Raw genomic sequence first — 17,473 nt, forward strand, 5'->3', positions numbered from 1 at the left:
AACCTGACCGGAACCGCTCGGTCAGTCCTCGTCCGCCGTCAACCGCAACGAGATGCTGTTGATGCAGTACCGCTGGTCGGTGGGCGTCGGATATCCCTCACCCTCGAACACGTGCCCGAGGTGCGAGCCGCAGCGGGCGCAGCGGACCTCGGTGCGGACCATGCCGTGGGAACGGTCCTGGATCAGTTCGACCGCGTCGGTGTCCTTCGGGTCGTAGAAGGACGGCCAGCCGCAGTGGGACTCGAACTTCGTGGTGGAGGTGAAGAGCTCGGCCCCGCAGGCGCGACAGGAGTACACGCCCGTGGTCTTGCTGTTGGTGTACTCGCCGGTGAAGGCGGGCTCCGTGCCGGCCTGGCGGAGTACGGCGTACTCGGCCGGGGTCAGCTCCGCACGCCACTGCTCGTCCGGCTTTTCGACGTCGTACGACATGAAGCTCAGCCCCTTACTTGGCGAGACGGTCCAGAATCAGCGGGCCGAGGTCCGTCACGTCACCCGCGCCCATGGTGAGAACGAGATCACCGGCCTTCGCCATTCCCGCGACCACCGACGCCACGTCCGCCTTGTCGTGGACCGGCGTCACGTCCGCGCCCGCGGCCCGCGCCGCGTCGATGATCAGCTCGCTCGTCACCCCGGGGATCGGGTCCTCGCGGGCCGGGTAGATGTCCAGGACCAGCGAACCGTCCGCCGCCGCGAGCGCCTCGCCCATCTCCCTGCCGAGCTCCTGCGTCCGCGAGAACAGATGGGGCTGGAAGACGACCAGGATGCGGGCGTCACCGGCCGCCGCCCGCATGGCCTCCAGGTCCGCCGTCATCTCGGTGGGGTGGTGGGCGTAGGAGTCGATGACCTGCACCCCGGCCGCCTCGCCCTTGAGCTGCAGGCGCCGCTTGACGCCCGTGTACGCGGCCAGCGCGGGAGCCAGCTCGGCGGCCGGGACACCGAGCGCGACGCCGGCCGCCAGCGCGGCCACCGCGTTGTGCGCGTAGTGGCGGCCGGGCACGGACACGGTGAAGGTGAGCGGCGAGCCGTCCAGCTCGACGGTGACCTCGCTCTTCAGCCCCTGCGGGACGACCGACAGCACACGCACGTCGGCGTCCTCGGCGTCGCCGTAGGTCACCACCCTCACGTCACCCGCGGTGACGCGCCGGGTCAGCTCCCGCGCGCCCTCGTGATCGGCCGAGATCACCAGCGTGCCGCCCTCGGTGACGCGGTCCACGAAGGTCTCGAAGGAGGCGTAGATCTCGTCCATCGACGCGTAGTTGGCGTGATGGTCGAGCTCGACGTTGAGGACGATCGCGACCTCGGGGGCGTACTTGTGGAAGCTGCGGTCGGATTCGTCCGCCTCGGCGACGAAGATCTCGCCCTCGCCGTGCAGGGCGTTCGAGCCGGGCGCGTCCAGGTCGCCGCCGATCGCGTACGACGGCTTCAGGCCCAGCTCGGACAGGGAGACCGCCAGCATCGAGGTCGTGGTCGTCTTGCCGTGCGTCCCCGCGACCGCGATCGGCCGCAGGCCGTCCATCAGCGAGGCGAGGGCGTCGGACCGGTGCACCACGGGGATGCCGAGCTCGGCCGCCCGCGCCAGCTCCGGGTTGTCGGCCCGGATCGCCGACGACACGACCACACAGGTGGCGTCGGACGCCAGGTGTTCCGCCGCGTGCCCGATGTGCACGGTCGCGCCCAGCGCCCGCAGCGCCTCGGCGGTCGGGGACTCCTTGGCGTCACTGCCGGCCACCTTCGCGCCGCGCTGCGCGAGGATCTTCGCGATCCCCGACATCCCGGCCCCACCGATCCCGATGAAGTGCGGTCGGTCCATGGCGGTAGGAAGGCCGGGGGCCATGTGGTGTCTCCCTGTGCGTACGGCTACGGCGAAGGCCCCAGCTTATTGCCTACGGCGACCGCGCCCACCGCCTACTCCTTGCTGTGGGAGAACAGCTTCAGCACCGGCACGCCCACCTTGTGCCGCGCTCTCGACGCCCAGTCCCGGTGGAAGAACTCCTCCACGTAGTGGGGATCGGTGAGCACGATCACCTCGTCCGCGCCGATCTCGTCGACCAGGGACTTCAGCGCGTCCAGGGGGTGGTCCTCGATGAGCCGCCCCTCCGCCTCGCTCCCGGATGCCCTGAGCGCCTGCAGGGAGACCTCCAGGGCCCGCTCCCCCACGCCCTTCGCGGCCTCACCCTCGGGCGTCTCCCGCTCCCGTACAGCCTCGTCCAGCTCGCCCAGCGCCACGTCGTCGATGGCCCGCAGCAGGCGGTCGGCCTGATCACCCCGCGGCTGGAGCAGCACATGGAACGCGACCGACTCGTCACCGTGCAAGGTGGTGACGAACTCCACGTCTGCGGAGGTCAGGGCCTTCTCGATCATCAAAACGCTTGTGAACACCGGGCGTCCCCTTCTCTGTCCTCTGCGGAAACCATCCTGCCCCGCGATCGCACGGGTACTGCCGGATTCAGTGTGCCCGTCGGAAAGCCAAGCGGAACGACAGGTTCCACCGATGGCGACATCAGCGGTACCGGTCGAATCCGCATCCGGGCGGTCAAGCCCTGCGGTACCTGCTGTAGAGGAACCCGTCCTCCTCCAGCAGGGAGTCCAGTGCGAACCGCGCCGGCACCGCCACCGACGGCCCCCCGGCGATCCGCTGCGCGTCCCCCGCGGTGAGCATCGGGGACAGGGTCAGACAGAGCTCGTCGAGCACTCCGGCGGCCACCAGCTGGCCGAGCAGCCGGGGGCCGCCCTCGGTCAGCAGCCGGGTGTGTCCCAGCTCGGCGAGCGCCCGTACCGCGCGCGCGGGGTCCACGCCGACGCCGTCCCCGGCGATCACCACGCGCGCGCCCGCCTTCTCGGCCGCGGCGATCTTGTCCGGGGCGGCCGCGGCGCCCGTGAGGATCAGCGTGGGCACCAGGGGCGAGGTGTACAGCGGGAGGGAGAAGTCCAGGTCCAGGCTCGCGGTGACCACCGCGATCGCCGGGACCGGGCCCTGCCCTGCCGCCTCGCGCAGCTCCGCGAACTCGTCCCGCACGCGTGCGGGCCGGTACCCCTCCTGGCGGACCGTTTCGGCACCGGCGATCACCACGTCCGCCAGTGCCCGCAGCGTCCCGAAGATCCGCATGTCGGTCGCGGTGGAGATGGGCTGCGAACGGCCGTCGTGCTGGGCGGCCCCGTCGATCGTGGAGACCATGTTGGCGCGCAGCCACACCTCCGGGGTCGCGGGGCCGGGTCCGAGTTCGGGATACGCGTAGGCGGCGGCCAGCTCGGCGAGGCCCCACTCGTGGTCGGCCCCCTGAGGGCTCCGGGTCGCTGTCTCGTCGGTCACAGGGAACAGGCGTCGCATGTCGTGCAGTGTGGCACGGCCCTTAGCATGGTGAACCGTGTCTACTTCCCCCGCCGCGTCCGGGTTCGGCTCCATGGCCGACACCGCCCCGCTCTCCCTGTGCGACCGTGAGCCGCACGTCCCCGCGGACCGGCTGGTCGCCGAGATGGTGCCGCCGCCGCGGTTCGACTCGGTGCGTTTCGACACGTACATCCCGGACCCGAACCAGCCCAGCCAGACCGAGGCCGTCCGGGTCCTCGCGGGCTTCGCGGCGGGCCTGTCCGGCGCACACGCGGTCGGCGGCGGCAAGCGCGGCTTCCTCGGTCTCGGAAAGGCGTTCGGGAAGGGCAAGGAGGCCAAGACCCCGGCAGGCCCGCGCGGCGTCTACCTCGACGGCGGCTACGGCGTCGGCAAGACCCACCTGCTGGCCTCGCTCTGGCACGCCACCCCCGCCGAACCCTCCCTCAAGGCCTTCGGCACCTTCGTCGAGCTGACCAACCTGGTCGGCGCCCTCGGCTTCCAGAAGACGGTCCAGACGCTCTCCGGCCACCGCCTCCTGTGCATCGACGAGTTCGAGCTGGACGACCCGGGCGACACGGTCCTGGTCTCCACCCTGCTCGGCAAGCTGGTCGACGCGGGCGTGGCGCTCGCCGCCACCTCCAACACCTTGCCGGGCAAGCTCGGCGAGGGCCGGTTCGCGGCCGCCGACTTCCTGCGCGAGATCCAGGGCCTCGCCGCCCGCTTCCACCCGCTGCGCATCGACGGCGAGGACTACCGCCACCGCGGGCTGCCCGAGGCGCCGGCGCCGTTCGCCGACGAGGAGGTCCGCAAGGCGGCGTACGCCACCGAGGGCGCCTCGCTCGACGACTTCCCGAGCCTGCTGGCGCATCTCGCCAAGGTCCACCCGAGCCGCTACGGCGCCCTGACCGACGGCCTGAAGGCGGTGTGCCTCACGGACGTCCAGCCGGTCCCGGACCAGTCGACGGCACTTCGGCTCGTGGTGCTCGCGGACCGCCTCTACGACCGCGAGGTGCCGGTGCTGGCCTCCGGGCTGCCCTTCGACCGGCTGTTCAGCGAGGAGATGCTGAACGGCGGCTACCGCAAGAAGTACTTCCGTGCGATATCCCGGCTCACCGCGCTGGCGCGGGACGCGAAGGGCCTGGTCGAAGGCGCCTGAGGCGCTTCTAACGCCTCGAATACGCAAGATCAAGAGCCGGTTCGCGCCACGACCCGCCGCGCTTCAGCCTCTCTTCAGCCGGAAACGCTAAGTTAACCCAGCAAACAACTTTGCCGGGCTAAGGTGTTTCTTGACCAGTCGTTGACCAATGGTTGGTCTGGACTAGAAGTTTGAACTGCCGAGAGGGGGGCGCATGTTCCGAGGTGCGACGGTACGGGCCGCGCTGGCGGTCCTCACCGCCGTCCTTCTCGCGCTCCCCTTCTTCGCGTCTACCGAGGAATTCGCAACCGCGCACACGGTCCGTCAGACCAAGGCCAAAGCCCAGACCGGAACCACGCTCTCCGGCAAGGCGGCCCGCGCCGAAGCCTCGGGCAAGCGACACTGCAACCACGTCGGGGACCCGACCGGTCCCCTGCGCACCCGCGACCGGCACCGCGCCGTCGACTTCGCCCCCGAGGGGCCCGAGCGTCCGCTGTCGGCTCAGGAGCCGGCGGCCGCGCCCGAGCGGGCCGCAACCGGCGATTTCCCCCTGTCGAGACCCTCGACAGCCCACGCTCCGGCGGCACTTCAAGTGTTCCGCTGCTGACGGCAGAGCAGTTCCCCCACCTGTCATGTAAGCCGACGCGCACCCCATTGCGCGCCAGGTAAGCCCGACGCGTCCCCATTGCGCGCCAGGAGGAGTCACCACATGCAGCCCCTCATCGACAACGCCCGTACGTTCGGACAGCGCCCTGAGGAGTTCGCCAGGCTGGCCGAAGGCCAGTCCCCCCAGGTCCTGTTCATCACCTGCTCGGACTCCAGGGTCGTGCCGGCCCTGATCACCGGGGCCCGCCCGGGCGAGCTCTTCGAGCTTCGCACCGCGGGCAACATCGTCCCCCCGTACGCCTCCGAGCACCCCACCAGCGAGGCGGCCACCATCGAGTACGCCGTGGAGGTGCTGGGCGTCCGCGACATCGTGGTCTGCGGACACTCGCACTGCGGTGCCGTCGGCGCCCTGGTGCGCGGCGACGACCTGGACGCCGTACCCGCCGTGCGCGACTGGCTCCATCACGCCACCCCCCGTCCCATGGGCGCGGCCGAGGACCCGGCCGTCACCGAGGGCGTGCAGAGCCACGTCCTCGCCCAGGTACTGCGCCTGCGGTCGTACCCCTTCATCGACAAGAAGCTGGCGGAAGAACAACTGACCCTGCACGCCTGGTACTACGAGGTGCACACGGGCGCGGTCCGCGTTCACCGCACCGAGTCCGACGCGTTCGAGGGCCTGTGATCGCCGTGATAACCAAATTCCCTCACCTGCGGCAGGACTTCGCCGCCTCCCTGGTCGTCTTCCTTGTCGCGCTCCCGCTCTGCGTGGGCGTGGCCGTCGCCTCCGGTGTTCCGGCCGAACTCGGCCTGGTCACCGGCATAGTCGGCGGCATCGTCACCGGATTCATGCGGGGCAGCAGCCTGCAGGTGTCCGGTCCCGCCGCCGGTCTGACCGTTCTGGTCTTCGAGGCGGTGCAGGAGTTCGGGCTGCCCGCCCTCGGTGTGATCGTGCTGGCCGCCGGACTGATCCAGCTCGCCATGGGCGCCCTGAGGCTGGGGCGCTGGTTCCGGGCGATATCCGTCTCGGTCGTCGAGGGCATGCTGGCCGGCATCGGCCTCGTGCTCATAGCCGGCCAGTTGTACTCGGCCGCCGGGCTGAAGGCGCCCACCACCGGCATCGACAAGATCCTGGGGCTGCCCGGGGCCGCCGTCGACGCGCTCGGCAGCACCACGGCGCTCGCCTCGCTCGCCGTCGGGGCGGGCACCGTCGCGGTGCTCGTGCTGTGGAAGAAGCTGCCCAAGAAGGCGCAGACCGTGCCGGGCGCGCTCGCCGCGGTCCTTCTGGCCACCCTGGTCACCCAGGTCTTCGGCCTGTCGATCGCCACCGTCGAGGTGAACGGCCTGCTGGGCTCCATCCAGCCGCCCGGGATGGACGCCTTCGGCGAACTGGCCAACCCCGCCATCTTCGGCACGATCATCGCCTTCACCCTGATCGCCTCCGCCGAGAGCCTGTTCAGCGCCGCCGCGGTGGACCGGCTGCACGACGGCCCGCGCACCGAGTACGACAAGGAGCTCATGGCCCAGGGCGCGGGCAACGCGGTCTGCGGCGCGCTCGGCGCCCTGCCCATGACCGCGGTGATCGTGCGCAGCTCCGCCAATGTCCAGGCGGGCGCGAGGACCAAGGCCTCCCGGGTCATGCACGGCGTGTGGCTGCTGCTGTTCGCGGCCCTGCTGCCCTCGACGCTGGCGCTGATCCCGCTGCCCGCGCTCGCCGGCATCCTGGTCCACGCGGGCTTCAAGCTGATCCCCTTCCGGGAGATCGTGTCGCTGTGGCGGGGCCACCGCGGTGAGGCGCTGATCCTGGTGGTCACGGCGGTCTCGATCGTCGCGGTGAACATGTTCGAGGGCGTCCTGATCGGTCTGGCCCTGTCGGTCGTCAAGACCGCCTGGGAGGCCTCGCACCTCAAGCTGGAGATCGTCGACAAGGGCGCGGGCCCCATCCAGGCGCATCTGTCGGGCAACGCGACCTTCCTTCGGCTGCCGAAGATCCTCGACAGCCTGGAGTCGCTGCCCCAGGACCGGCCCGTGGAGCTGGACCTCTCCGGTCTGCACCACCTGGACCACGCCTGCCGTACGGCGCTGGAGAACTGGGCCGAGCGGCACAGCGCGGTCGGCACCGAACCGGTCCGGGTCACCGAGCCCGTGCTGGTGAAGGCCACCGCTCCGTAGCACTCCCCCGCCTGGTCCGGGGCCGATCGTGGCCCCGGACCAGGTACCGGGCATATCGTTGCAGGAGCAGACATACGGACCTCTGGACGAGGAGGTCGGAATGCTCCAGGAACTGTTGACGGCGGCCGTGGCGGCCGGTGCCGCGGGGTTCGTCTACCTCACGGCGGCGGCCCGGGTCGTCAAGCAGTACGAGCGCGGGGTGGTCTTCCGCCTCGGGCGGCTCGCGGGTGAGGTGCGCGAGCCCGGGTTCACGGTGGTCGTGCCGTTCGTGGACCGGCTGCACAAGGTGAACATGCAGATCGTCACGATGCCGGTGCCGGGCCAGGAGGGCATCACCCGGGACAACGTGACGGTGCGCGTGGACGCGGTCGTCTACTTCCGGGTCGTCGACGCCGCGAGCGCCCTGGTCAAGGTCGAGGACTACAAGTTCGCCGTCTCCCAGATGGCCCAGACCTCGCTCCGTTCGATCATCGGCAAGAGCGAGCTGGACGACCTGCTGTCCAACCGCGAGAAACTCAACGAGGGCCTGGAGCTGATGATCGACAGCCCGGCCGTCGGCTGGGGCGTGCAGGTGGACCGCGTGGAGATCAAGGACGTGTCGCTGCCGGACGCGATGAAGCGGTCGATGGCCCGGCAGGCCGAGGCCGACCGTGAGCGTCGGGCCCGGATCATCAACGCCGACGCCGAACTCCAGGCCTCGAAGAAGCTCGCGGAGGCCGCCGAGCAGATGTCGGAGCAGCCCGCCGCGCTCCAGCTCAGGCTGCTGCAGACGGTCGTGGCGGTGGCCGCCGAGAAGAACTCGACGCTCGTCCTGCCCTTCCCGGTGGAGCTGCTGCGCTTCCTGGAGAGGGCGCAGGAGCGCCCGATCGGCAAGTGACGGGCGGGGACACGCTACGCGCGTGGTTCCCGCGGGCCGACCCAGGTGATAGACACAGCGAAGTCACAGTCCTGTCCGCCAGCAGGAAGGTTGCTCCGCCATGTCCGCAACACGACGTCAGGTCCTGGCCCGCTCCGGCGCCTTGGGTGTGGGCATCGCCTTCACCGGCGCCCTCTCCGAGCTCTTCGCCGGCACCGCCGCCGCCCAGTCCCTCGGCCACACCGGCTACGGCCCCCTCGTCCCGGACCCGAAGGGCCTGCTGGACCTGCCGAAGGGCTTCCGCTACAAGGTCCTGTCCCGCGAGGGCGACCCGCTCCGCTCCGGCGAGGGCAAGGTCCCCTCCAACCACGACGGCATGACCGCCCTGCCCGGCAGACACGGGCGCGTCCACCTGGTCCGCAACCACGAGAACCGCCCCACCGCGGCCATCGCCGTCCCCACCGTCGAGGGCCTCACCTACGACCCGGCGGGCAAGGGCGGCTGTACGGCCCTCACGCTGGACTCCCGCAACGACGTGCTGTCGGAGCGGGTCGCCATCGCCGGCACCGCCGTCAACTGCGCGGGCGGCCACACCCCTTGGGGAACCTGGCTGACCTGCGAGGAGACCGAGGACAAGGCCGGCACCAACGGCTACACCAAGGACCACGGCTTCATCTTCGAGGTCGACCCCGTCGACCCGCACCGCTCCGGGGCCGTACCGCTGACCGCGATGGGCCGCTTCCAGCACGAGGCCATCGCGATCGACCCGAAGCGCGGCATCGTCTACGAGACCGAGGACGCCTTCCTCAAGCCCTTCGGCCTCTTCTACCGCTTCCTGCCCAACCGGCCCGAGGGCGGCCTCGGTTCGCTGCGCGCAGGCGGCCGGCTCCAGGCGATGCGGGTGCCCGGCGTGCCCGACCTGTCCGCGATCCAGGAGACCGGCGCCTGCTTCGAGGGCATCGAGTGGGTCGACGTACCGGACCCGCTGGCCGGCGAAACGCCCGTCCGGCTCCAGGACTTCGGCCCGAAGGGCATCACCCATGCCCAGAAGCTGGAGGGCTGCTACTGGGGCGGGACGAGCGTCTACTTCGTCTCGTCGTTCGCGCACAGCGCCGACGGTTCGGCCGCCGACCACTTCGGGCAGATCTGGCGCTACGATCCCTCGGCGCGCCGGCTCACCCTGGTGATCGTCTTCGGCCCGGACACCGACGTCCAGCTGCCCGGCGAGTCCCCGGACAACATCTGCCTCGCGCCCAGCGGCGGTCTGATGGTGTGCGAGGACGGCAGCGGCGCCCAGCACGTGTTCGGCGTGACGCGGCACGGCGAGGTGTACGCCATGGCCCGCGGCCGGCAGAACATCGGTACGCCCGAGGCGCCGGAGTGGGGCGAGTTCGCGGGCGTCACCTTCTCCCCCGACGGGCAGACGATGTACGTCAACTGCTACACGCCCGGGACGACCTTCGCGGTGACGGGCCCCTGGCGCCGGTAGCCGCCCCGCACGACGGCTGGCGCGCCCCGGTCCCCCGGCGCAGGATCGAGGGGCCGGACCCGGACCCGGACCGGAAGGGGTGCCCCATGCCGAAGAAGGACTCGAAGGGCCGTAGGCCGGTGAAGGGCTCCACGACCGGCGACGACCTCGCCCTGCGTGAGCTGCTGCGGGTACCCGGCGGCAAGCCGATGGACCTCACCTCCTACGACACCCGGCAGGTCCCGGCCGGCCCCCGTGACAAGCAGACGGGCCTGACCGCGATGACCGATCTGGCCACCCCGCTCGCCGACCTGCAGGAACGCCTGTGGGCGGCGAGCACGGCGGGCGACCGGCGCCGCGTCCTGCTGGTGCTGCAGGGCATGGACACCAGCGGCAAGGGCGGCACGGTCAAGCACGTCATCGGCCTGTTCAACCCGTCCGGCTGCCGCATCCACGCCTTCAAGGCACCGACCCCCAGGGAACGCGCGCACCACTTCCTCTGGCGCATCAAGAAGGCCCTCCCACAAGCCGGTGAGCTGGGCATCTTCGACCGCTCGCACTACGAGGACGTCCTCATCGCCCGCGTCCGCGCCCTCGCCCCGGCCGAGGAGATCGAGCGCCGCTACGACGAGATCAACCGCTTCGAGAAGTCCCTCGCCCGCGACGGCGTCACCGTGATCAAGTGCTTCCTGCACATCTCGTACGACGAACAGCGCGACCGCCTGCTCAAGCGCCTCGACCGCCCGGACAAGCACTGGAAGTTCCACGTCTCGGACATCGACGAGCGCGCCCTGTGGCCCGCCTACCGGCAGGCGTACGAGTTGGCACTGGAACGCTGCTCGACACCGCACGCCCCGTGGTACCTGATCCCCGCCGACCGCAAGTGGTATCGCAACTGGGCGGTCAGCCGACTCCTCCTCGAACACCTGTCGGAGCTGGACCCGCGCTATCCGAAGGCGGACTTCGACGTGGAGGAAGCCCGCAGGCGGCTGCTCGAACCGTGAATCCCGGGGTACTCGGGGCGCATGACCGAGAACAGACACGTCAAGGGCTCGTACTGGCTGGAGACGGCACCCGGCGGATCCCGGCCGCCGCTGACCGAAAACCTCGACGTCGACGTGGCCGTGATCGGCGCCGGCATCGCCGGGCTGAGCACGGCGTGGGAACTGACGCGGGCCGGGCGCCGGGTGGTGGTCCTGGAGGCCGGGCAGGTGGCCGCGGGGGTCACCGGGCACACCACCGCCAAACTGACCGCCCTGCACACGCTGATCTACGACAAGCTGCGCCGCACCCGCGGCCCGGAGGGCGCCCGGCTGTACGCCCGCTCACAGAGCGAGGCGATCGAGCGGGCCGCCGGGATCGCGGAGGAGCTGGGCGTCGACTGCGACTGGGAAGAGCGCAGTGCCTACACCTACGTCTGTGACCCGAGCCGCGTCGACGAACTGCGGGCCGAGGCGGCCGCCGCCCGGGAGGCGGGGCTGCCGGCTTCGTTCGTGACGGAGACCGGGCTGCCGTTCCCCGTGGCGGGCGCGGTGCGGGTGACCGGGCAGGCACAGTTCCATCCGCGCAAGTACCTGCTGGCCCTGGCCGAGGACCTCGTCGCCTCGGGCGCGGCCGTCCACGAGCACACCGCCGTCCTGGGCCTCGAAGAGGGCGAGCCGTGCCGCCTGACGACCGACACGCGGGCCACGGTGACCGCCCGGGACGTCGTGGTCGCCACGCATTACCCGATCTTCGACCGTGCCCTGCTGTTCACCCGGCTCTCCCCGCGCCGCGAGCTGGTCGTCGCCGGGACGATCGACGGGGAACGGGATCCGGACGGTATGTACATCACACCGGAGGAGGGCACCCGCTCGGTCCGTACGGCTCCCTGGGACGCCGACCGGCGCCTGCTCATCGTCACGGGCGAGCACTTCACGCCCGGCACGGGCGACACCCGGAGCCGTTTCGACCACCTGGGTGCCTGGGCTTCCCGGCACTTCCCCGACGTGGACCTCAGCCACGCCTGGGCCACCCAGGACAACGACCCCACGGACACTGTGCCGCTCGTCGGCCCCCTGCACCCGGGTGCCAAGCACACCTACGTCGCCACCGGCTTCGGCGGCTGGGGCATCAGCGGCGGGATCATGGCGAGCCGTCTGCTCACGGCCCAGATCAACGGCGAGAAGTGCGCGTGGAGCGAACTGTACGACCCGCGCCGCCTGCGCTCGACGGTCCGCGAGGCCCCGTCCTTCCTCAAGACACAGGCAAAGGTGGCAGGCCACTTCGTCGGCGACCGGCTGCGCCCCTCACCCCCGCTGGAGTCGCTCCCGCCCGGCGAGGGCGCGGTCGTCCGGGTGAACGGCGACCGTCTCGCGGTGTACCGGGACAACGAGGGCGCCCTGCACGCCGTCTCCCCGCGCTGCACCCACCTCGGCTGCCTGGTCTCCTTCAACGGGGCCGAGGACGCCTGGGAGTGCCCCTGCCACGGCTCCCGCTTCGACACGAACGGCAAGGTCATCCAGGGGCCGGCGACCAAGCCGCTGGAGCAGCGGGACATCTGAGCGGGTGACGTTGCGGCCGGGGTGAGACGTAAATAGGACAGTTCGCCCTATTTTCATACGGTGATCACTCTTGTACGACGAATCACCGCCGCGTGTGCCCTCGGCGCCGCCCTCGCAGCCTGCGCCGCCTCCGCACAGCCCGTCCGCCCGGCACCTTCCGCGACCATCACGGCTCCTTCGGCGCCCCCGACTCTCGCCCCCGGCCCCGGCGGTCTGACCCCCGTCTTCAAGAACGGCTCCCGTACCCACGGCAGGACCGTCGCGCTCACCTTCGACGCCGACATGACGGCGGACCAGGGGGCGCGGGCGGCAGCAGGCGAGCACTTCGACAACCCCGGGCTGATCGCGGCCCTGCGCGCACTGAAGGTGCCGGCCACCGTGTTCATGACCGGGCGGTGGGCCGAGCAGTATCCGGAGCAGGCCCGTTCCCTCGGTCGGGACCCGCTCTTCGAGGTCGCCAACCACTCCTACAGCCACTACGCCTTCACGGACGACTGCTACGGGCTGCCGACGGTCTCCGGAGACCGGATGCGGGCGGATGTGGAGCGGGCGTACGCGGCGTTCCGGAGGGTGGGGGTGCTGGACGCGCGACCGTATTTCCGCTTTCCCGGCGGGTGCTACGACCGGCGGGCACTGAAGGCGCTGACCCCGGTCGGGGTGACCGCCGTCCAGTGGGACGTGGTGAGCGGGGACGCGTTCGCGACGGACGCGGAGGCCGTGACCCGACAGGTGCTTGAGGGGGTGCGGCCGGGGTCGGTCGTGGTCATGCACTGCACGCGCAGTGCCGCGCCGACGACGGAGCGGGTGGTACGGGCGGTGGTGCCGGAGCTGCGTGCGCGGGGGTTCCGGTTCGTGAAGGTGTCCGAGCTGATCGGGTCCTAGGGCCTGTCGTTTGGATCGGTCGGCTACGAGGGGCGGTGCGTTGCGGGCCGACCCGAGCGGGGTCTGGTGCGTGCAACTACAAGGCGGAGGAGGGAGTCGACGCGGAGCGTCGGCGACCGACGACAACGCCGCTGGGGGCACCCCCTCTGGGGAGTGCGTGCCAGGGCCCGCGACGCCGAGCTGATCCAAACGAGAGGGCCTAGGCTGGAGGTATGAGCGAGGACTACTGCACGATCGGCAACGTGCCGAAGCCCCCGGTCACCGACGGGCCGCCGTACGCGGAATGCGTGCTGTGCCGGAAGCCGACGGAGTATCCGGAGTCGTTCAAGGGGATCACCCTGTGCCCGGTCTGCGAGTGGCAGGAGGCTCAGCGCACGGCCTGCTCCGGGTGAGCTTAGGGTTGTCCGGGTGAGCCACGACGTGACGCCCTCGACCGACAGCCCCTTCCGTTCCGAGCCGACCGCGCGCGACCAGGCACCCCAGTTCGTGCTGCCCCTGGTCGTCCGCATCGAAAAGTCGGATCCGCCCGCTCGCACCGACGCTCTCGAGACCGCCGCCCGCGCCGTTCTCGTCCTGCTCAGCGACGAGCGTTCCGTCGGCGACGGGGAGTGGGCCGAGGTGGTGCGGGACTGGCAGGACGCCCGGATCCGGAAGGTCGTACGACGGGCCCGGGGCGCCGAATGGCGGCGGGCCGAGGGATTGCCCGGCATCACCGTGACGGGGAAGTCGGCGGAGGTACGGGTGTTCCCGCCGGTGCCGCTCGACGGCTGGCCGAAGGATCTGGCCAGGCTCCAGGTCTCCGGCACCGACCTCGACGACCCCGAACCGCCGGCGGCCGCGGACTTGACGGCCCCCGTCCTGTGGCTCAATCCGGACCTCGACATGTCGGCGGGCAAGGCGATGGCTCAGGCCGGTCACGGCGCCCAACTGGCCTGGTGGGAACTGTCGGACGAGGAGCGGGCCGCCTGGCGGGACGCCGGGTTCCCGCTCGCCGTACGGGCCGCGGATCCCGCGCGGTGGGGTGAACTCACCACCAGTGGGCTGCCGTTGGTCCGTGACGCCGGGTTCACCGAGATCGCGCCGGGCTCCTGCACGGTCGTCGCGGACCATCCGGCGCTGCGGTGACGCGGGTCGACGGACGCGTCGAGCGGGGCAACCGCACTCGGCGGGCCGTGCTGCGGCGCGCCGTCGACATCGCCTCCGTCGAGGGGCTGGAGGCCTTGTCCGTGGGACGGCTGGCCGGGGAGCTGGAGCTGAGCAAGAGCGGGGTGTTCGCGCTGTTCGGGTCCAAGCAGGAGCTGCAGCTGGCGACCGTGCGGGAGGCCTCGCGGATCTTCGTCGTCGAGGTGCTGGAGCCGGTCTCCGGGGCGGCCGAGGGGATCGAACGGCTGCGGGGGCTGTGCGAGGGCTGGCTCCGGTATTCGCAGGAGCGGGTCTTCCCGGGGGGTTGTTTCTTCTACGGCGTGATGGCCGAGTTCGACGCCCGCGAGGGGCCGGTCCACGACGCGCTTGTCGAGTCCCAGCGTGCCTGGCTCGGGGAGTTGGAGAGGTCTGCCGAGCGGGCGCGGGCCGCGGGTGAGCTGAGCGCGGACACGGATCCGGCGCAACTCGCCTTCGAGGTCGTCGCGTTGATGGAGACGGCGAACGCGATGTCGGTGCTGCACGGCGAGTCCACGCCCTATGCCAGGGCCCGGCGGGGCATCGCGTCACGTCTGCGCACCTGAGATCGAGGTAGGCCGGTCACCGCGCCGTTTCGGCCCAAACTAGTAGCACGATCGTTCGTCTAGTTTTATGGTCGGGTGCATGAGTACCGACTTCACGGGAGTTCGGATGGATGTCGTCGAGCTGGACCGGATCGCCGTACAGGAGGCTTCGCGGATCGTGGAGTCGGCCCGGGGCGAGGACGGGGACTGGGAGCGGGAAACGCCCTGCGCGGGGTGGAACCTGCGGCGGCTGGTGACGCACATGACCGCCCAGCACCACGGGTTCGCAGCCGCCGCCCGAGGCGTGGGCGGCGATCCGGAGTACTGGCAGGAGCAGGAGGTGACGGGCGAGCCTGCCCATGCACATCGGGCGGCTGCGGACGCGGTACTCGGGGCGTTCGCCGAACCGGGCGTTCTCGACCGGGAGTTCGTGCTGCCGGAGCTGGGCGGAGGGTTTCCCGGCCGCACGGCGATCAGCTTTCACTTCGTCGACTACGTGGTGCACGCGTGGGACGTGGCGGCCACGCTCGGCATGCGCCTCCACCTGGCGGACGAGGTACTCACCGCGGCACTGGCCGTGGCCCGACGCGTGCCGACGAACCCGGCCGGCCGCGGGCCCGCCTTCGCGTTCGCGCCCGCACTGAAGATCACGGCCGGGGCCGGCCCGCTGGAGGAGACGCTGCGACTACTGGGCCGGGAACCGCGGGCGTGGACCGGAACCGGCGTATGACTCGGCGGCGGTGGGCCCGGGTGCGCGCCCCCGCTGAAGACCGCGGACGGGGCTGGGCCACTGGAGGAGACGCCGCGACTACTGGGCCGGGAACCGCGGGCGTGGACCGGAACCGGCGTATGACTCGGCGGCGGTGGGCCCGGGTGCGCGCCCCCGCTGAAGACCGCGGACGGGGCCGGCCCGCTGGAGGAGACGCCGCGACTGCTGGGCCGGGAACCGCGAGCGTGGACCGGAACCGGCCCGTGACATCGCCGGCCCTGAGCCGGGATTCACGCCCACGCTGAAGGCCACGGGCGGGGCCGGCCCGCCGGAGGAGACGCTGCGACTACTGGGCCGGGAACCGCGGGCGTGGAGCGGAAGCGGCGTATGACGTCGGCGGCGGTGGGCCCGGGTGCGCGCCGCGCCCCCGCTGAAGGTCACGGTGGCGCGGGCGTGGCCCGGAATCGGGGGGTGACGCTGCCTGCCCGAACCTCAAATGTTGCTCTGAAGGTCCCCCGGGCGCGGTTCGGGTCCGGGGGCCGGGGCCATACCTCCGTCACGCCGAGCAGTCGGCGACCGGAGCGGATGCGGGAGAGGCCGAGGGGGGACGGACCATGGAGCGACTGGGGACGGGTATCGGATGGCGGCCGGAGATCGCGGACGCGGTGGAGCGCATGCCGGGCATCGACTGGGTCGAGGCCGTGGCCGAGAACCTGTGCCCCGGCCATCTCCCCGAGTCGCTGCGGCGGCTGCGCGAGCGCGGGGTGACCGTGGTGCCGCACGGCGTCTCGCTCGGCCTCGGCGGCGCCGACCGCCCCGACGCGGGGCGGCTCCTCGCTCTCGCCGAGCGGGCCGAGGCGCTGGGCTCGCCGCTGGTCACCGAGCACATCGCGTTCGTCCGCGCGGGCGGCCCGCTGACCGCCTCCCCGCGTCTGGAGGCGGGGCACCTGCTGCCCGTCCCGCGCACCCGGGACGCCCTGGACGTCCTCTGCGAGAACATCCGCATCGCGCAGGACGCGCTGCCCGTGCCGCTCGCCGTGGAGAACATCGCCGCGCTGATCTCGTGGCCGGGCGAGGAGATGACCGAGGGGCAGTTCCTGTACGACCTCGCGGACCGGACAGGCGTACGGCTGCTGATCGATGTGGCCAACCTGCACACCAACCACGTCAACCGCGGCGAGGACCCGGCCGAGGCACTCGCCGAACTTCCTCTGGAGGCCCTCGCGTACGTCCATGTCGCGGGCGGGTTCGAGCGGGACGGGGTGTGGCACGACAGCCACGCCCATCCGGTGCCGCGGCCCGTTCTTGACATCCTCACCGACCTCGCTTCCCGCATCTCGCCGCCGGGGGTGCTGCTGGAGCGGGACGAGAACTTTCCCGAACCGGGTGAACTGGAGCGGGAGTTGGGGGCGATCCGGGAGGCGGTGGAGAAGGGCGGCGGGGCACGGGCCGACGGTGCGTGGCGCGCTGCCGCCACCGTGGAGCCGTCGAGCGTCTCGACCGACCCCGCCCGTCAGCGGCTCGCCCTCGACCAGACCGCGCTGCTGTCCGCGCTCGTGGCGGGGACTCCGGTGCCGGAGGGGTTCGACCGGGTGCGACTGGGGGTGCAGGCGCGGGCGCTCGCGGGGAAGCGGGCGGATGTGGTCGCGAAGGTCGCGCCCGAACTGCCGGTGATCCTCGGGGCGGGCTATCGGCCGGCGTTCCTGGCGTATGCGCAGGGGGCGCCGATGACGGACGGCTATCGGCGGGACGCGCTGAGCTTCGCCGAACAGCTGCTGCTGGGCGGGGAGTTGGCGGACGCGAGGGTGCGGCGGGAGCTGCGGGAATGGTGGCTGGAGCGGTCGGGACCCACCCCGAGGTCCCGCAGGCCGGCGGTGCGGCTGGCTCGGGCCACGCGGAGGGTGTTGCTGCGGCACTGAGGGGGCGGGTGCCCGGGGGCGAGTGCCTGGGGGTGGGCGTCGCTCGCCCACGCCGACGGGATGCCACTGCGGGCTGCGGGCTGCGGGCTGCGGGCTGCGGGCTGCGGGCTGCGGGCTGCGGGCTGCGGGCTGCGGGCTGCGGGCTGCGGGCTGCG

At 71.6% G+C, this 17,473-nt stretch carries 18 protein-coding genes; 14 read left to right on the plus strand and 4 right to left on the minus strand.

The genetic code is table 11. The features are described 5' to 3' along the window. Positions 1 to 21: 21 nt before the first annotated feature. The 4 genes from msrB to BFN33_RS47680 all read right to left on the minus strand — a co-directional run bounded on the left by msrB (position 22) and on the right by BFN33_RS47680 (position 3,328). Positions 22 to 429, minus strand: a complete 408-nt coding sequence (gene msrB, locus BFN33_RS47665) for a peptide-methionine (R)-S-oxide reductase MsrB (RefSeq protein ID WP_069766480.1) — start codon at positions 427 to 429, stop codon at positions 22 to 24. Between the two features lie 13 nt (positions 430 to 442). Continuing rightward, a complete protein-coding gene (gene murC / locus BFN33_RS47670; RefSeq protein WP_069766481.1) occupies positions 443 to 1,834 on the minus strand; it encodes a UDP-N-acetylmuramate--L-alanine ligase in 1,392 nt (463 codons plus the stop codon). 71 nt (positions 1,835 to 1,905) lie between these two features. Next, entirely contained in the window at positions 1,906 to 2,379 is a 474-nt protein-coding gene (locus BFN33_RS47675) for an indole-3-glycerol phosphate synthase (RefSeq protein WP_176742660.1), read from the minus strand. A gap of 154 nt (positions 2,380 to 2,533) precedes the next feature. Then, positions 2,534 to 3,328, minus strand: a complete 795-nt coding sequence (locus tag BFN33_RS47680; protein ID WP_069766498.1) for a pyrimidine reductase family protein — start codon at positions 3,326 to 3,328, stop codon at positions 2,534 to 2,536. Between the two features lie 73 nt (positions 3,329 to 3,401). On the opposite strand from BFN33_RS47680, the gene zapE reads away from it, so the two are divergent. The 14 genes from zapE to BFN33_RS47750 all read left to right on the plus strand — a co-directional run bounded on the left by zapE (position 3,402) and on the right by BFN33_RS47750 (position 17,318). Beyond that, positions 3,402 to 4,484 carry a cell division protein ZapE gene (gene zapE / locus BFN33_RS47685; RefSeq protein ID WP_069766482.1) on the plus strand — a complete coding sequence of 361 codons (1,083 nt, stop codon included), beginning with the start codon at positions 3,402 to 3,404 and terminating at the stop codon, positions 4,482 to 4,484. 193 nt (positions 4,485 to 4,677) lie between these two features. Then, complete coding sequence (locus BFN33_RS47690) at positions 4,678 to 5,070, plus strand: hypothetical protein (RefSeq protein ID WP_069766483.1); 393 nt, start codon at positions 4,678 to 4,680, stop codon at positions 5,068 to 5,070. A 102-nt stretch (positions 5,071 to 5,172) separates the two neighbouring features. Beyond that, positions 5,173 to 5,751 carry a carbonic anhydrase gene (locus tag BFN33_RS47695; protein ID WP_069766484.1) on the plus strand — a complete coding sequence of 193 codons (579 nt, stop codon included), beginning with the start codon at positions 5,173 to 5,175 and terminating at the stop codon, positions 5,749 to 5,751. Continuing rightward, positions 5,748 to 7,238 carry a SulP family inorganic anion transporter gene (locus tag BFN33_RS47700; protein ID WP_069766485.1) on the plus strand — a complete coding sequence of 497 codons (1,491 nt, stop codon included), beginning with the start codon at positions 5,748 to 5,750 and terminating at the stop codon, positions 7,236 to 7,238. The genes BFN33_RS47695 and BFN33_RS47700 overlap by 4 nt, the downstream gene beginning before the upstream one ends. A 100-nt stretch (positions 7,239 to 7,338) precedes the next feature. Continuing rightward, entirely contained in the window at positions 7,339 to 8,115 is a 777-nt protein-coding gene (locus BFN33_RS47705) for a slipin family protein (protein ID WP_069766486.1), read from the plus strand. A 100-nt stretch (positions 8,116 to 8,215) separates the two neighbouring features. Further along, positions 8,216 to 9,583, plus strand: coding sequence for a PhoX family protein (locus BFN33_RS47710; protein WP_069766487.1), 1,368 nt, complete (start codon positions 8,216 to 8,218; stop codon positions 9,581 to 9,583). 86 nt (positions 9,584 to 9,669) lie between these two features. Then, a complete protein-coding gene (locus tag BFN33_RS47715) occupies positions 9,670 to 10,566 on the plus strand; it encodes a PPK2 family polyphosphate kinase (RefSeq protein ID WP_069766488.1) in 897 nt (298 codons plus the stop codon). Positions 10,567 to 10,587: 21 nt separating this feature from the next. Beyond that, positions 10,588 to 12,105: an FAD-dependent oxidoreductase gene (locus BFN33_RS47720; RefSeq protein ID WP_069766489.1), complete on the plus strand. Its 1,518-nt coding sequence runs from the start codon at positions 10,588 to 10,590 to the stop codon at positions 12,103 to 12,105. A 60-nt stretch (positions 12,106 to 12,165) separates the two neighbouring features. Next, complete coding sequence (locus tag BFN33_RS47725) at positions 12,166 to 12,987, plus strand: polysaccharide deacetylase family protein (protein ID WP_069766490.1); 822 nt, start codon at positions 12,166 to 12,168, stop codon at positions 12,985 to 12,987. Positions 12,988 to 13,199: 212 nt separating this feature from the next. Continuing rightward, a complete protein-coding gene (locus BFN33_RS47730) occupies positions 13,200 to 13,379 on the plus strand; it encodes a hypothetical protein (protein ID WP_069766491.1) in 180 nt (59 codons plus the stop codon). Between the two features lie 16 nt (positions 13,380 to 13,395). Further along, the gene (locus BFN33_RS47735) at positions 13,396 to 14,112 is read left to right on the plus strand and encodes a peptidyl-tRNA hydrolase (protein ID WP_069766492.1); all 717 of its coding nucleotides are present in this window, start codon (positions 13,396 to 13,398) and stop codon (positions 14,110 to 14,112) included. After that, positions 14,109 to 14,711, plus strand: coding sequence for a TetR/AcrR family transcriptional regulator (locus BFN33_RS47740; protein WP_256123086.1), 603 nt, complete (start codon positions 14,109 to 14,111; stop codon positions 14,709 to 14,711). Before BFN33_RS47735 ends, BFN33_RS47740 begins: the two co-directional genes overlap by 4 nt. Before the next feature lie 79 nt (positions 14,712 to 14,790). After that, positions 14,791 to 15,420: a TIGR03086 family metal-binding protein gene (locus tag BFN33_RS47745; protein ID WP_256123087.1), complete on the plus strand. Its 630-nt coding sequence runs from the start codon at positions 14,791 to 14,793 to the stop codon at positions 15,418 to 15,420. Between the two features lie 593 nt (positions 15,421 to 16,013). Further along, positions 16,014 to 17,318, plus strand: a complete 1,305-nt coding sequence (locus tag BFN33_RS47750) for a DUF692 domain-containing protein (protein ID WP_069766495.1) — start codon at positions 16,014 to 16,016, stop codon at positions 17,316 to 17,318. The last annotated feature ends 155 nt before the right edge of the window (positions 17,319 to 17,473 follow it).

It is taken from the genome of Streptomyces sp. LUP47B (genome assembly GCF_001746295.1).
In the GTDB taxonomy this organism is placed as follows: Bacteria; Actinomycetota; Actinomycetes; order Streptomycetales; family Streptomycetaceae; genus Streptomyces.